This is a genomic window from Microbacterium sp. ABR10 (assembly GCF_057812175.1).
The window spans coordinates 1,659,323-1,672,225 of record NZ_CM173821.1 but is presented as its reverse complement, the minus strand read 5'-3'; the positions used below and the strand labels follow the sequence as shown (position 1 = coordinate 1,672,225).

The 12,903-nt window shown below is 69.0% G+C and carries 10 protein-coding genes; 7 read left to right on the top strand and 3 right to left on the bottom strand.

Annotation, left to right across the window (positions count from 1 at the left end):
• Positions 1–127 precede the first annotated feature (127 nt).
• Positions 128–2,200, top strand: a complete 2,073-nt coding sequence (locus ACXKZF_RS07665; protein WP_488985977.1) for a DNA gyrase/topoisomerase IV subunit B — start codon at positions 128–130, stop codon at positions 2,198–2,200.
• Positions 2,201–2,352: 152 nt separating this feature from the next.
• Here ACXKZF_RS07665 and ACXKZF_RS07660 read toward each other — a convergent pair whose 3' ends face one another.
• A complete protein-coding gene (locus ACXKZF_RS07660) occupies positions 2,353–4,818 on the bottom strand; it encodes a DNA gyrase/topoisomerase IV subunit A (RefSeq protein WP_488985887.1) in 2,466 nt (821 codons plus the stop codon).
• A 70-nt stretch (positions 4,819–4,888) separates the two neighbouring features.
• Here ACXKZF_RS07660 and ACXKZF_RS07655 point away from each other — a divergent pair, with 70 nt between their 5' ends.
• On the top strand, positions 4,889–6,007 hold the full coding sequence (locus ACXKZF_RS07655) for an alkaline phosphatase family protein (RefSeq protein WP_488985886.1): 1,119 nt from the start codon (positions 4,889–4,891) through the stop codon (positions 6,005–6,007).
• 45 nt (positions 6,008–6,052) lie between these two features.
• Here ACXKZF_RS07655 and sepH read toward each other — a convergent pair whose 3' ends face one another.
• On the bottom strand, positions 6,053–7,078 hold the full coding sequence (sepH, locus tag ACXKZF_RS07650; RefSeq protein ID WP_055954656.1) for a septation protein SepH: 1,026 nt from the start codon (positions 7,076–7,078) through the stop codon (positions 6,053–6,055).
• Positions 7,079–7,299: 221 nt separating this feature from the next.
• Here sepH and ACXKZF_RS07645 point away from each other — a divergent pair, with 221 nt between their 5' ends.
• Complete coding sequence (locus ACXKZF_RS07645) at positions 7,300–7,593, top strand: DUF4193 domain-containing protein (protein WP_488985885.1); 294 nt, start codon at positions 7,300–7,302, stop codon at positions 7,591–7,593.
• On the opposite strand, the gene ACXKZF_RS07640 is transcribed toward ACXKZF_RS07645, so the two are convergent.
• On the bottom strand, positions 7,568–8,059 hold the full coding sequence (locus tag ACXKZF_RS07640; protein WP_055954662.1) for a DUF3093 domain-containing protein: 492 nt from the start codon (positions 8,057–8,059) through the stop codon (positions 7,568–7,570). The two genes, ACXKZF_RS07645 and ACXKZF_RS07640, sit on opposite strands and share 26 nt — an antisense overlap.
• Before the next feature lie 12 nt (positions 8,060–8,071).
• Here ACXKZF_RS07640 and dut point away from each other — a divergent pair, with 12 nt between their 5' ends.
• The 4 genes from dut to acnA all read left to right on the top strand — a co-directional run bounded on the left by dut (position 8,072) and on the right by acnA (position 12,882).
• Positions 8,072–8,527 carry a dUTP diphosphatase gene (dut, locus tag ACXKZF_RS07635; protein WP_055954664.1) on the top strand — a complete coding sequence of 152 codons (456 nt, stop codon included), beginning with the start codon at positions 8,072–8,074 and terminating at the stop codon, positions 8,525–8,527.
• Positions 8,524–9,156 carry a DUF3710 domain-containing protein gene (locus tag ACXKZF_RS07630; protein ID WP_243223511.1) on the top strand — a complete coding sequence of 211 codons (633 nt, stop codon included), beginning with the start codon at positions 8,524–8,526 and terminating at the stop codon, positions 9,154–9,156. Before dut ends, ACXKZF_RS07630 begins: the two co-directional genes overlap by 4 nt.
• Positions 9,153–9,908, top strand: coding sequence for a DUF3159 domain-containing protein (locus tag ACXKZF_RS07625; protein ID WP_055954667.1), 756 nt, complete (start codon positions 9,153–9,155; stop codon positions 9,906–9,908). The genes ACXKZF_RS07630 and ACXKZF_RS07625 overlap by 4 nt, the downstream gene beginning before the upstream one ends.
• 133 nt (positions 9,909–10,041) lie before the next feature.
• Positions 10,042–12,882, top strand: coding sequence for an aconitate hydratase AcnA (acnA, locus tag ACXKZF_RS07620; protein WP_488985884.1), 2,841 nt, complete (start codon positions 10,042–10,044; stop codon positions 12,880–12,882).
• Positions 12,883–12,903 lie beyond the last annotated feature (21 nt).

Below are 12,903 nucleotides of genomic sequence, written 5' to 3'. Positions count from 1 at the left end.
TCCATATACAACCACGCGGATGTTTCCCCTATGCCGCGCCTTGATCACATTTCGCTGTGCGCGTACGGCGACCCCACCTCGCTGTGTGTCTGCCAGACGATGTCGGCGGCCCCGATTACGCTGGGAGATCGTGACGTCCGAGTACTCCGCCCACCACCTGCAGGTCCTCGAGGGCCTCGAAGCCGTGCGCAAGCGCCCCGGAATGTACATCGGCTCCACCGACTCCCGCGGTCTCATGCACTGCCTCTGGGAGATCATCGACAACTCCGTCGATGAAGCCCTCGCCGGCCACGGCACCCGCATCGACATCGTGCTGCACGCCGACGGCAGCGTCGAGGTGCGCGACCGCGCGCGCGGCATCCCCGTCGACGTCGAACCGCGCACCGGTCTGACCGGTGTCGAGGTGGTCTTCACCAAGCTCCATGCCGGGGGAAAGTTCGGTGGCGGCTCGTACGCGGCATCCGGTGGTCTGCACGGTGTCGGCGCGTCGGTCGTGAACGCCCTGTCGGAGCGCCTCGACGTCGAGGTCGACCGCGGCGGCAAGACCTACGCGATGTCGTTCCATCGCGGTGAGCCCGGGCTCTTCGCCGGGGACGGCCCCGACGCACCCTTCACGCCGTTCGAGCGCAGCAGCGAGCTGCGGGTCGTGGGCAAGGCGCCGCGCGGTGTCACGGGCACGCGCATCCGGTACTGGGCCGACCGGCAGATCTTCACGAAGGACGCAGCCTTCGGCCACGACGAACTCGTGCAGCGCGTTCGCCAGACGGCGTTCCTCGTGCCCGGGCTCGAGCTCCTGGTGCTCGACGAGCGCGCGGAGGAACGCGTCGAGACGAGCTACCGCTTCGACGGGGGTATCTCGGAGTTCGCGGAGTTCCTCGCCCCCGACGCCGCGGTCACCGACACGTGGCGTCTGACCGGCACCGGAACCTTCTCCGAGACCGTACCGGTGCTGCAGCCCGGCGGGTCCATGATTCCCACCGAGGTTCAGCGCGAGTGCGAGGTCGACATCGCCGTGCGCTGGGGGACCGGCTACGACACCACCTCACGCTCCTTCGTCAACATCATCGCCACGCCCAAGGGCGGGACCCACCAGCAGGGCTTCGAGCTGGGTCTGATGAAGGTGCTGCGCGCGCAGGTGGAGCAGAACGCCCGCAAGCTCAAGGTGGGAAGCGACAAGGTCGAGAAAGACGACCTGCTCGCCGGTCTCACCGCGGTGTTGACCGTACGCCTGCCCGAGCCGCAGTTCGAGGGGCAGACCAAAGAGGTGCTGGGCACCCCCGCGGTACGCCAGATCGTGGCCTCCGTCGTCCAGAAAGAACTGGCGGAGCGATTCGCCTCACCCAAGCGCGACGACAAGGCGCAGACCGCGCAGTTGCTCGAGAAGATCGTGTCCGAGATGAAGGCGCGCATCTCGGCCCGCACGCACAAAGAGACGCAGCGTCGTAAGAACGCGCTCGAGTCGTCGTCGCTGCCGTCGAAGCTCGTCGACTGCCGCTCGAACGACGTCGACAACTCCGAACTGTTCATCGTCGAGGGCAACTCCGCCCTCGGCACCGCACGCGATGCACGCAACAGCGAGTACCAGGCGCTGCTGCCCATCCGCGGCAAGATCCTCAACACGCAGAAAGCGTCGATCAGCGACATGCTGTCGAATGCGGAGTGCGCCTCGATCATCCAGGTCATCGGGGCCGGGTCGGGTCGCTCCTTCGACCTCAGTGCCGCCCGCTACGGCAAGATCATCCTCATGAGCGACGCCGACGTCGACGGTGCGCACATCCGCACCCTGCTGCTGACGTTGTTCTTCCGCTACATGCGCCCTCTGGTGGAGGCCGGGCGGGTCTTCGCGGCCGTACCGCCGCTGCACCGCGTCATCGTGATCAACCCGGGCTCCAAGCCCAATGAGACGATCTACACGTATAGCGAGCAGGAGCTGCACACACTGCTCGCGCGCCTCAAGAAGTCGAACAAGCGCTGGCAAGAGCCCATTCAGCGCTACAAGGGCCTCGGCGAGATGGATGCCGACCAGCTCGCGACCACCACCATGGACCGCGCCGGCCGTACGCTCCGTCGCGTCCGCGTGAAGGACATGGAGGGCGCAGCCCAGGTGTTCGACCTGTTGATGGGCAGCGAGGTCGCGCCGCGCCGCGAGTTCATCGTGCATTCCAGCGACCGATTGGCCCGCGAGAGCATCGACGTCTGATCCGGGCGGCGCAGTCTCGCCCCGACGCGCCGCCGCGCGGCGCCCACCGCCGCGCGGCACCCGCCACCGACGCGTAGACCTGAGCGTCGACCGCACCGCCCGCCACAGGGCGCGCCCGCATCGGGCAAGCTGGTGCAGCCGAGCGGCCCGGCTCAGCGAACGGCGGTGCCGATCGCGCCCACCGCGGCGTCGAGGGGCTGGCCCGAGGCATCGCGCTTCGCGCCCGGCTCGGGCAACGCCCGCACCGAACCATCCGTGCCCACCGCGCGCGGTTCGATACCGACCCAGGCGAGCACCAGGGCATCTTCGCCGCGCAGAAGCCGCTGTGCACGAACGCCGCCGGTGGCGCGCCCCTTCGCGGGGAACTCCGTGAAGGCCGAGACCTTCGCGCTGCCGGCGTCGGCTCCGGCAAGCGCGGCCGACGAGCCGGCCACGGTGACCACGACGGCGTCGAACGCCGACGCACCCACGACGGCGAAGGCGATGGCGCGCGCCCCGTCAGAGAGGCGGATGCCGGCCATCCCTCCCGCCGAGCGCCCCTGCGGACGCACAGACGACGCATCGAAGCGCAGCAGCTGCGCATCGTCGGCGACGAACACCAGCTCTGCGTTGTCACCTGCGGGGGCCGCTCCGACGACACGGTCTCCGTCGCGCAACGCGATGATCTCGATCTCGTCCTTCGTCCCCAGCTCGCTCGCAGCGACCCGCTTGACCACACCCTGCTCGGTACCGAGGGCGATGGTGGGTCCGTCGGTCAGGGGAACGAGGCCGATGACCGTCTCGCCCTTGCCGAGCGCCAGATACTGCTCGACCTTCATGCCCGCGGCAACCTGCACCGAATTGGCCGGCACCGAGGGCAGGTCGACGGGGGAGAAGCGCACGAGGCGCCCCGCCGAGGTGACCGCACCGATGTCACCGCGCGTGGTGGTGTCGACGGAGGAGCGGATCGCATCGTGCTTCGACCGGCGGGTGGGCGCGACCACGCCACCGCCCGGCGCGTCGGCGACGAGCTCGGCCCGCACCATGCGCCCGGTGGCCGACAGGTAGACGCGGCAGGGCGCGTCGGCGATCTGCAGATCCGCGGCGGCGGCGGCCTTGGCCGACCGGGGTTGAACGGGTCCGCCGTTGAGCAGCAGGGTCCGTCGCGGCGTGCCGTACGCCTCGGCCGCGGCATCCAGTTCTCGGGCCACCTGCTGGCGCAGCAGCGTCTCGCTGCCGAGCAGCTCGACGAGCTGCGCGATCTCGGCGTTCAACTGGTCGCGCTCGGCCTCGAGCTCGATGCGCGAGAACTTCGTCAGACGTCGCAGACGCAATTCGAGGATGTACTCCGCCTGCGGATGCGAGAGGTCGAACACCTCCTGCAGCTTGGCGCGGGCCTGCTCGCCGTCATCGGACGAGCGGATGACCTGGATGACCTCATCGATGTCGAGGATCGCGATGAGCAGGCCCTCGACGAGGTGCAGCCGCTCGCGCCGGCGCGCCAGGCGGTACTCGCTGCGCCGGGTGACGACGCGGACGCGGTGGTCGAGGTACACGCGCAGCAGGTCGCGCAACCCCAGGGTCTGCGGCTGCCCGTCGACCAGGGCGACGTTGTTGATACCGAAGGAGTCTTCGAGCGGCGTCAGCCGGTAAAGGTGCTCGAGGACGGCCTTGGGGTCGAACCCGGTTTTGATGCCGATGACCAGCCGCAGACCGTGATGGCGATCGGAGAGATCAGTGACGTCGGCGATCCCCGCCAGCTTCTTCGCCTGCACCGCGTCTTTGATCTTCTCGATCACCCGCTCCGCACCCACGAGGTAGGGCAGCTCCGTGATGACGATGCCGGTACGACGCGGGCCGAGCGATTCGATCGATGCCTTCGCCCGCGTACGAAAGGTGCCGCGGCCGTTCGTGTACGCGTCCTTGATGCCGTCGAGACCGACGATGATGCCGCCCGTGGGCAGGTCAGGGCCGGGGACGAACTCCATGAGCTCCTCCACCGTGGCATCGGGGTGCTGGAGCAGGTGCGTCGCCGCCGAAACGACCTCGACGAGGTTGTGCGGAGCCATGTTGGTGGCCATGCCGACCGCGATGCCCGTCGCCCCGTTCACGAGGAGGTTGGGGAAGGCCGCCGGCAAGACCTCGGGCTGTTGGAACTGGCCGTCGTAGTTCGGAATGAAGTCGACGACGTCTTCGTCGAGGTTCTCGGTGAGGGCGAGGGCCGGGGGAGCGAGACGTGCCTCGGTGTACCGCGACGCCGCCGGGCCGTCGTCGAGTGAGCCGAAGTTGCCGTGACCGTCGACCAGCGGCACGCGGAGCGTGAAGTGCTGCGCGAGGCGCACGAGGGCGTCGTAGATCGGCGCGTCGCCGTGGGGGTGCAGCTTTCCCATGACCTCGCCGACGACGCGGGCGCTCTTGACGTGCCCGCGGTCGGGCCGCAGCCCCATCTCGGCCATCTGGTAGAGGATGCGGCGCTGCACCGGCTTGAGACCGTCTCGGGCGTCGGGGAGGGCGCGCGAGTAGATGACCGAGTAGGCGTACTCGAGGAAGGACCCCTGCATCTCGGTCGAGACATCGACGTCTTCGATGCGCTCGACGACGGGCGACGTCGCGGCGGAAGAGGAACGGGAATCGGGCATAGGAGGGCCTCGGGTCGGGCGGGCGTCCGGAACGGACGGGAATCGGGAGCCGTGTGGAAGACTTGCCCCGATGTCACTCAGCTTACCGGCGGACCCGCCGCGCTCTCGGAGCCTCACCGGTGTCCTGACGCAGTCCGTCGCGGCGCTGGACGGGTCGTCCGAATGGTTCGCCCCCGCGCGCAGCGTGATCGTCTTCCTCGTCGACGGTCTCGGCGCGCACAACCTCGCCGCGCGTCGCGGTCATGCGCGGTTCCTGGCCGCCGCCGGTGGTCGTCGCGACGTCGCGCGGACGGTCTTCCCCTCGACCACGGCCGCCGCACTCACCAGTCTGCTGACGGGGGTCGACCCCGGCGTGCATGGCATCGTCGGCTATCGCACACGGATCCCGGGCACGTTGATCGCCTCCAACCAGCTGCACGGATGGGAGACCGACGGGCTGGATCCGCACTCCTGGCAGCGCCGAGAGCCGATCTTCGCCGCGCTCCCCGGCCGGGCGTTCGTCGTGTCCAAGCCGATGTACACCGGGACCGGCTTCACCGAGGCGACGCTGCGGGGGGCGGCTTTCTTCCCCTCCGACGACCTCGACGAGCGAGTAACGATTGCGGCCGACCTGGCCGCTCGGCATCCGGGCTCCCTCACCTACTTGTATGCCCCCGAGCTCGACACCGCCGGGCACCGCGACGGCTGGGAGTCCGACCGCTGGACCGACGCCCTCGAACGCATCGACAGCGGCGCCCGCCGACTCGCCGAGGCCATCGATCCGCGCACCGGCGTGGTCGTCACCGCCGATCACGGCATGGTCGACGTGCCGGCGCACAAGCACGTTCTGCTGCGCGAAGGCGATCCTTTGCTCGACGGCGTCGCCCTCGTCGGCGGAGAGCCGCGCATGCTCCACCTCTACGCCGAGGACGGACGCGCGGATGCCGTCGCCGCGGCGTGGAAAGAGGGCGAGGCCGGTCGCGCCTGGGTCATGACGCGTGACGAGGCGATCTCCGCCGGTCTCTTCGGCGCGGTCGACGACGAAGTACGTCCCCGTATCGGCGATGTGCTGGTCGCCGCCCGCGGGCGGTTCGCTTACTACGACGATCGCGAGCCCGACAAGCGCCCGCAGCGGATGGTGGGTCAGCACGGCTCGCTCACGGACGAGGAGCGCGCGGTCCCGCTCCTGCGCCTCGGCGCGTTCGCCTGAGACCCGTGGATGCCGGACATCCCGGCATCCGTCGGATGCGCGCGATCAGCTCTCGTCGGATCGCGCGCCGAAGACGATCTCGTCCCACGAGGGCATCGACGGACGGCCCTTCGCGCGGCGGGCCGAATCGGCCTGCGGGCGTTCCGGCTCGGGCGACGGTGCAGCGGGCTCGTCGACGAATCCCGGATCGACGGCGTCGAACAGCGCCACGGGCGGACCCGACGGACGCGGCTCCGGCTCGACCTCGGTGATACCGGGCAGCGGCTCGCGCTGTCCGCGGCGTCGGCGAAGTGCCTCGAGGAGGTCGGCGGTCTCGGCCGAGGTGACGGGGACGTCGGGTGCGCGCTTGATCGCGGCCGCCTGGACGGCCGGGGCGACCGGTCCCGTGGCCTCCACGCCCGGTTCGTCCTCGATGTCGAGGCGGCGGGGACCGAAGGACCCGCTGTCGAAGCGCGAGTCGTCTTTCTGAACCGTGTCCAAGGCGCGCAGTCGCGGGATGAGACCCTCGGGCAGCGATCCCTGGCGCGAGAGCTGGATCGCGTCGGCGTTCTGGGGCGACAGCGTGCTCCGACGCGGATCGAATCCCCATCGAGCATCGTGGTCGACGCCGTTGGCGGTGAACTCGAGCTTCACCATCCAGCTCGCGCCCTCTTTCCAACTGTTCCACCGCTCGGCCGAGGCGGCCGCCTCGGAGAGCTTGGCGCGCACGGCCGCGCCGAAGGTGATCGGGGTGTCGTGCTCGATGGTGCCGCCGAGCAGCACGGGCACCGCGAGGGCTTGGCTGACGACGTGCTCGCGCTCGGCGAGTACCGGACCCTCGAAGCGCTCGATGTCTTCGATACGTGCGTTCAACAGAGTCGCGACCTCGCGCGCCGACATGCCGGCCCGGATGTGCGCCTGGATCTCGCGGGGGCTGGGACGCGGGGCGCGGTCGTCGTCTTCACGATCCCGGCGCGCGCGGCGCGCTTCCACGCGCAGCACCTCGTCGAGTGCGAGGGCGAAGCGTTCGCCGGCCTGGGTCGCCACGACGAGGACGTCATCCTCGGTTCCGATGACTTTGAGCTGTTCCATGCGAAACACCCCTCCGATCTGCGGTCAGCGCCCATGCTGACATGCCCACCCCGTGCTTTCGGGAATATCGCGGGCGCGCCGCGAGTTTCACGCCTCGCCCGGCACGCATACCCCTTCGGGAGCATTTGCTTATCGAAGGCTGGTCATGCAAACTATGGCCGCCCGATCGGGCACCCGATGGGGCACAGCACCACGAAATCCGGAAGTAGAGACCTGCACGCATGGCAACCGATTACGACGCACCGCGCAAGACCGAGGACGACAGCGAGTCGATCGAGGCCCTCAAGGAGCGCGTGCCCGACAAAGCGTCGGGGTCGATCGACAACGAGGATGCCGACAACCCTTCGGGCTTCGAACTGCCCGGCGCCGACCTCTCCGACATCGAGCTCGATGTCGTCGTCCTTCCCCCGCAGGAGGACGAGTTCACCTGCATGAGCTGCTTCCTGGTGAAGCACCGCTCCCAGATCGCTGACGAGAGCGGCCCCGGCTTCATCTGCCTGGAGTGCGCAGCCTGACCTGAGCGCGCTGGATCGCCGCCACCAGGCGATCCGGCGTGCGGGTCGAGATGACCCACATCGGGGTCGGGTCGTCGGGATCGTTCACCGGCACCGTCACGATGCCGTCGATCCCGCCCCGGATGACATGCCACGCCCGGCGATCGAGCCCGCTGCCGCGCGCGGTACGGGCCTCATCGGCCACGACTCCCGCGGGCTCACCCAGCAGATCCACGGCGATGTGCGCGCGCCCGGCGCGCAATTCGCCGTCGCGCACCTCCACGATCGGCGAGAGGGCGAGCAGCGCCACCACGATGGCCACCGACACGACCAGCCCGATGAACAGGGCGAGGGTCGTGTCAAGCGGTGAGAAGACCACGGCGGCCATGGGCCCGCACACGGCGGCGGCGACGAGCGCCCACAGGGACGGACTCAGACGCTCGCGATACTCGGCTGCGGTGCGGATGCCGCACCCCCTCTTCTGCATTACCCTCGTGGGGTGACCGAAACGGTGGATGTCCTCATTGTCGCATCCGAGCCCCCGGTCTTCGCCCACCCGGGCGACGCCGGTGCCGACCTGACCGCCGCGGAGGCGGTTCGCCTCGAACCCGGTCGCCGCGCGCTCGTGTCGACGGGCGTGCGGATCGCCCTGCCGGAGGGGCACGCGGCCTTCGTGGTACCCCGCAGCGGCCTCGCCGCCAAGCACGGCATCACCATCGTCAACTCGCCCGGCACGATCGACGCCGGCTATCGCGGCGAGATCAAGGTGGCGCTGTTGAACACCGACCTCGACGAGGCGTATGACATCGCGGTCGGCGACCGCATCGCCCAGCTCATCGTGTTGCCCGTCCCGCCCGTGCGCTTCGTCTCCGTCGACGACCTACCCGACAGCGCGCGCGGCGACGGCGGCTTCGGATCGAGCGGATACCAGAGCCTTCAAGGGAGCACCCGATGACCGACGACGAGACGCAGACCACCCCCGAGGCGGAGCAGCCCGTGACCGACCTCGCCCCGCCCGCCAAGAGCGCGCCGATCGACCGCGAGAGCGCCGGTCCCTTCGACGAGGCCGAGGCCAACCCGGTGCGCCCCTACATCGATCTCGGCGGCATCAAGATCCTGCCCCGCGAGGGCCTCAACCTCCGCCTCGAGGTCGAGGAGCAGACCAAGCGCATCGTCGCCGTCGGCCTCGATTACGCCGACTCGACCCTGCAGGTGCAGCCCTTCGCCGCCCCGCGCACGAGCGGTCTGTGGCAAGAGACGCGCGAGCAGATCCGTCAGCAGGTCAAGCAGCAGGGTGGCCGCGTCGAGGAGCGCGAGGGCCCCCTCGGCCCGGAGCTGCTCGCCGAGGTGCCCGTCATGGCGGGTGCAGACGTCGCCTCGCAGCGTCTTGCTCGTTTCGTCGGCGTCGACGGCCCGCGCTGGTTCCTGCGCGGAGTCGTCGGGGGAGCCGCGACCAGCGACATCGAGGCCGCGGCCGCCGTCGAAGACCTCTTCCGATCGATCGTCGTCGTGCGCGGCACCTCGCCCATGCCACCGCGCGATCTGATCCCGCTCCGGATGCCGGGCACCGCCGGCACCGCATGAGCGACGACCCGACCCGGTCAGCGCCCGACGGCGACCGCGTTCCGCTCGAGCCGCCCACCGCAGCCGAGAGCGTGGGGGCCGCGCTCGGGAGTGCCGCCCGACGCGCGGGACTCGACCCTGCGCAGCACGGCTCGACCGGCGCCGCCGTCTGGTCGGCGATGGGCGGGGTGCGCGGCATCCTCGAGTCGGTGTTGCCCTCGCTCGCGTTCGTCGTGCTGTTCACGCTCACGATCGATCCCGAGACGCGGCAGGGAAACCTCTGGTTGAGCTTGGGCGTCTCCGTGGGCCTCGCCGTCGTGTTCACGCTCGCGCGGCTGATCGCCAAGTCGCCACCGAGCGCGGCGATCGGCGGCCTGCTCGCGACGGCCGGGGCCGCGGTGCTCTCCCTGGTGACGGGTCGCGGGCAGGACAATTTCGTCTTCGGCTTCTTCACCAACGGCGCCTACGGCACCGCATTCCTGGTGTCGGCGCTGGTCGGCTGGCCGCTCATCGGTCTGGCCGCCGGCTACCTGCTGGGGGAGGGCACGCGCTGGCGCAGCGATCCCCGCAAGCGCCGGGCCTACACCTGGCTCTCGCTCGCGTGGGCGGCGCTGTTCGCGGCGCGCCTGATCGTGCAGCTGCCGCTGTACTTCGCGGGCGACGTGACGGCGCTCGGCACGTTGAAGATCGTGATGGGGCTGCCGTTGTTCGCCCCGATGCTCGCGGTGACGTGGCTCGTGGTGCGTTCTCTCTCACCTCGGCGAGAGTCCTGATATTATCTTGACATCAAGATAAATCCGTCGCTCCCCGCGGTTAGGTCGACCTTCCTGGAATCGGCCTCGCAGCGCGGGGAAGATGGGAAGGAGCGGGCCCACGCCTGCGCATTCGCCGACGAAGGAGACGATCGTGTCCACGGTTGACAGCTTCGGTGCAAAGAGCACCCTGACAGTCGGCAGCACCGACTACGAGATCTTCCGGATCGACACGGTCGCCGGTCACGAGAAGCTCCCCTTCAGCCTCAAGGTCCTGCTCGAGAACCTGCTGCGCACCGAAGACGGTGCCAACGTCACCAAGGAGCAGATCGAGGCGCTCGGTTCGTGGGTGCCCACGGCCGACCCCGACACCGAGATCCAGTTCACCCCGGCGCGCGTGGTGATGCAGGACTTCACCGGCGTCCCCTGCATCGTCGACCTCGCCACCATGCGCGAGGCTGTGACGGCCCTCGGCGGCGACCCCAACAAGATCAACCCGCTCTCGCCCGCCGAGATGGTCATCGATCACTCGGTGATCGCCGATCTGTTCGGCAGCGAGAACGCCCTCGAGCGCAACGTCGAGATCGAGTACGAGCGCAACGGCGAGCGGTACCAGTTCCTGCGCTGGGGCCAGACCGCCTTCGACGACTTCAAGGTCGTCCCCCCGGGCACCGGCATCGTGCACCAGGTCAACATCGAGCACCTGGCGAAGGTCATCTACGACCGCACGGTCGACGGCGTCCTCCGCGCCTACCCCGACACCTGCGTCGGCACCGATTCGCACACCACGATGGTCAACGGTCTGGGCGTTCTCGGGTGGGGCGTCGGCGGCATCGAGGCCGAGGCCGCCATGCTCGGCCAGCCCGTGTCGATGCTCATCCCGCGCGTCGTCGGTTTCAAGCTCTCGGGTGAGATCCCCGCGGGCGTCACGGCGACCGACGTCGTGCTCACCATCACCGACATGCTGCGCAAGCACGGCGTCGTCGGCAAGTTCGTCGAGTTCTACGGCGAGGGCGTCGCCTCGGTGCCGCTGGCCAACCGTGCCACGATCGGCAACATGAGCCCCGAGTTCGGTTCGACAGCCGCGATGTTCCCCATCGACGACGTCACCCTCGAGTACCTGCGCCTCACCGGCCGCGACGAGCAGACCGTCGACCTGGTCGAGGCGTATGCGAAAGAGCAGAAGCTGTGGCACGACCCGTCGCGCGAACTGTCGTTCAGCGAGTTCATCGAGCTCGACCTCTCGACGGTCGTCCCCTCGATCGCGGGCCCGAAGCGCCCGCAGGACCGCATCCTGCTGTCCGAGGCGAAGTCGCAGTTCGAGAAGGACATCCTGAACTACGCCGACGCCTCGGTCTCGGACTCGATCGTCGACCTCGAGGTCGACGGCACCTTCCCCGCCTCCGACCCCGGTTCGGTCCCCGGCGAAGAAGAGGAAGACGTCACTGACAGCGAGGTGCTCATCTCGTCGGGGCACCCGGTCAACGCCTCCAACCCGGTGCGCGTGACGACGCCCGATGGCCAGTCCTACCTGCTCGACAACGGCGCCGTCACCCTGGCCGCCATCACGTCGTGCACCAACACCTCGAACCCCTCGGTCATGATCGCGGCGGGCCTGCTCGCCAAGAACGCCGTCGACAAGGGCCTGAAGCGCAAGCCCTGGGTCAAGACGACGCTCGGACCGGGCTCTAAGGTCGTCACCGACTACTACGAGAAGTCGGGCCTCGACAAGTCGCTCGAGGGCCTCGGCTTCTACACCGTCGGCTACGGCTGCACGATCTGCATCGGCAACTCGGGTCCGCTCATCGAAGAGGTCTCCGCGGCCGTCAACGAGAACGACCTGGCCGTCACCGCGGTGCTCTCGGGCAACCGAAACTTCGAGGGTCGCATCAGCCCCGATGTGAAGATGAACTACCTGGCATCCCCGCCGCTGGTGGTCGCCTACGCCCTGGCCGGTTCGATGAACTTCGACTTCGAGACCGACGCGCTCGGCACCGACCAGAACGGCGAAGACGTCTTCCTGAAGGACATCTGGCCCGCACCCGACCAGGTGCAGACCATCATCGACGCGTCGATCTCGCGCGAGCAGTTCATTCAGCAGTACGCCACCGTCTTCGAGGGCGACGAGCGCTGGAAGAACCTGCCCACCCCGACCGGCCCGATCTTCGAGTGGGATGCCGACTCCACGTACGTGCGCAAGGCCCCCTACTTCGACGGCATGACCATGCAGCCCGACCCGGTGCGCGACATCACCGGTGCGCGCGTCATGGCGACGCTGGGCGATTCGGTGACCACCGACCACATCAGCCCGGCCGGCAACATCAAGGCGGGCACCCCCGCCGCGCAGTACCTGACCGAGCACGGGGTCGCGCAGAAGGACTTCAACTCCTACGGCTCACGCCGTGGCAACCACGAGGTCATGATCCGCGGCACCTTCGCCAACATCCGCCTGAAGAACGAGATGGTCGCGGCCGTCAACGACGGCCAGATCGTCGAGGGCAGCTGGACCCGCGACTTCACCCAGCAGGGTGGCCCGAAGTCGTACATCTACGACGCGTGCCAGAACTACCAGGACCAGGACACCCCGCTGGTCATCTTCGGCGGCAAGGAGTACGGCTCCGGCTCGTCGCGTGACTGGGCGGCCAAGGGCACCAAGCTCCTCGGTGTGAAGGCCGTCATCACCGAGAGCTTCGAGCGCATCCACCGCTCGAACCTCATCGGTATGGGCGTGGTCCCGCTGCAGTTCCCCGCCGGCGAGAGCTGGAAGTCGCTCGGACTCGACGGCACCGAGATCATCTCGATCGAGGGTCTCGAGCAGCTGAATGAGGGCGTCACGCCCAAGACGGTGAAGGTGACGGCCGAGCCCAGCGAGTTCTCGCCCGAGGGCAAGCAGACCGTGACGTTCGACGCCGTGGTCCGCATCGACACCCCCGGTGAGGCGGACTACTACCGCAACGGCGGCATCCTGCAGTACGTGCTGCGCTCGCTCGTCTGATCCACCCCGCATCGATGTGCC

Coding starts and splice junctions, on each gene's coding strand:
- ACXKZF_RS07660 (WP_488985887.1), bottom strand. CDS start 4,818: ATGCCCGATTCCCGTTCCTCTTCCGCCGCGACGTCGCCCGTCGTCGAG.
- ACXKZF_RS07655 (WP_488985886.1), top strand. CDS start 4,889: ATGTCACTCAGCTTACCGGCGGACCCGCCGCGCTCTCGGAGCCTCACC.
- sepH (WP_055954656.1), bottom strand. CDS start 7,078: ATGGAACAGCTCAAAGTCATCGGAACCGAGGATGACGTCCTCGTCGTG.
- ACXKZF_RS07645 (WP_488985885.1), top strand. CDS start 7,300: ATGGCAACCGATTACGACGCACCGCGCAAGACCGAGGACGACAGCGAG.
- ACXKZF_RS07640 (WP_055954662.1), bottom strand. CDS start 8,059: ATGCAGAAGAGGGGGTGCGGCATCCGCACCGCAGCCGAGTATCGCGAG.
- ACXKZF_RS07630 (WP_243223511.1), top strand. CDS start 8,524: ATGACCGACGACGAGACGCAGACCACCCCCGAGGCGGAGCAGCCCGTG.
- ACXKZF_RS07625 (WP_055954667.1), top strand. CDS start 9,153: ATGAGCGACGACCCGACCCGGTCAGCGCCCGACGGCGACCGCGTTCCG.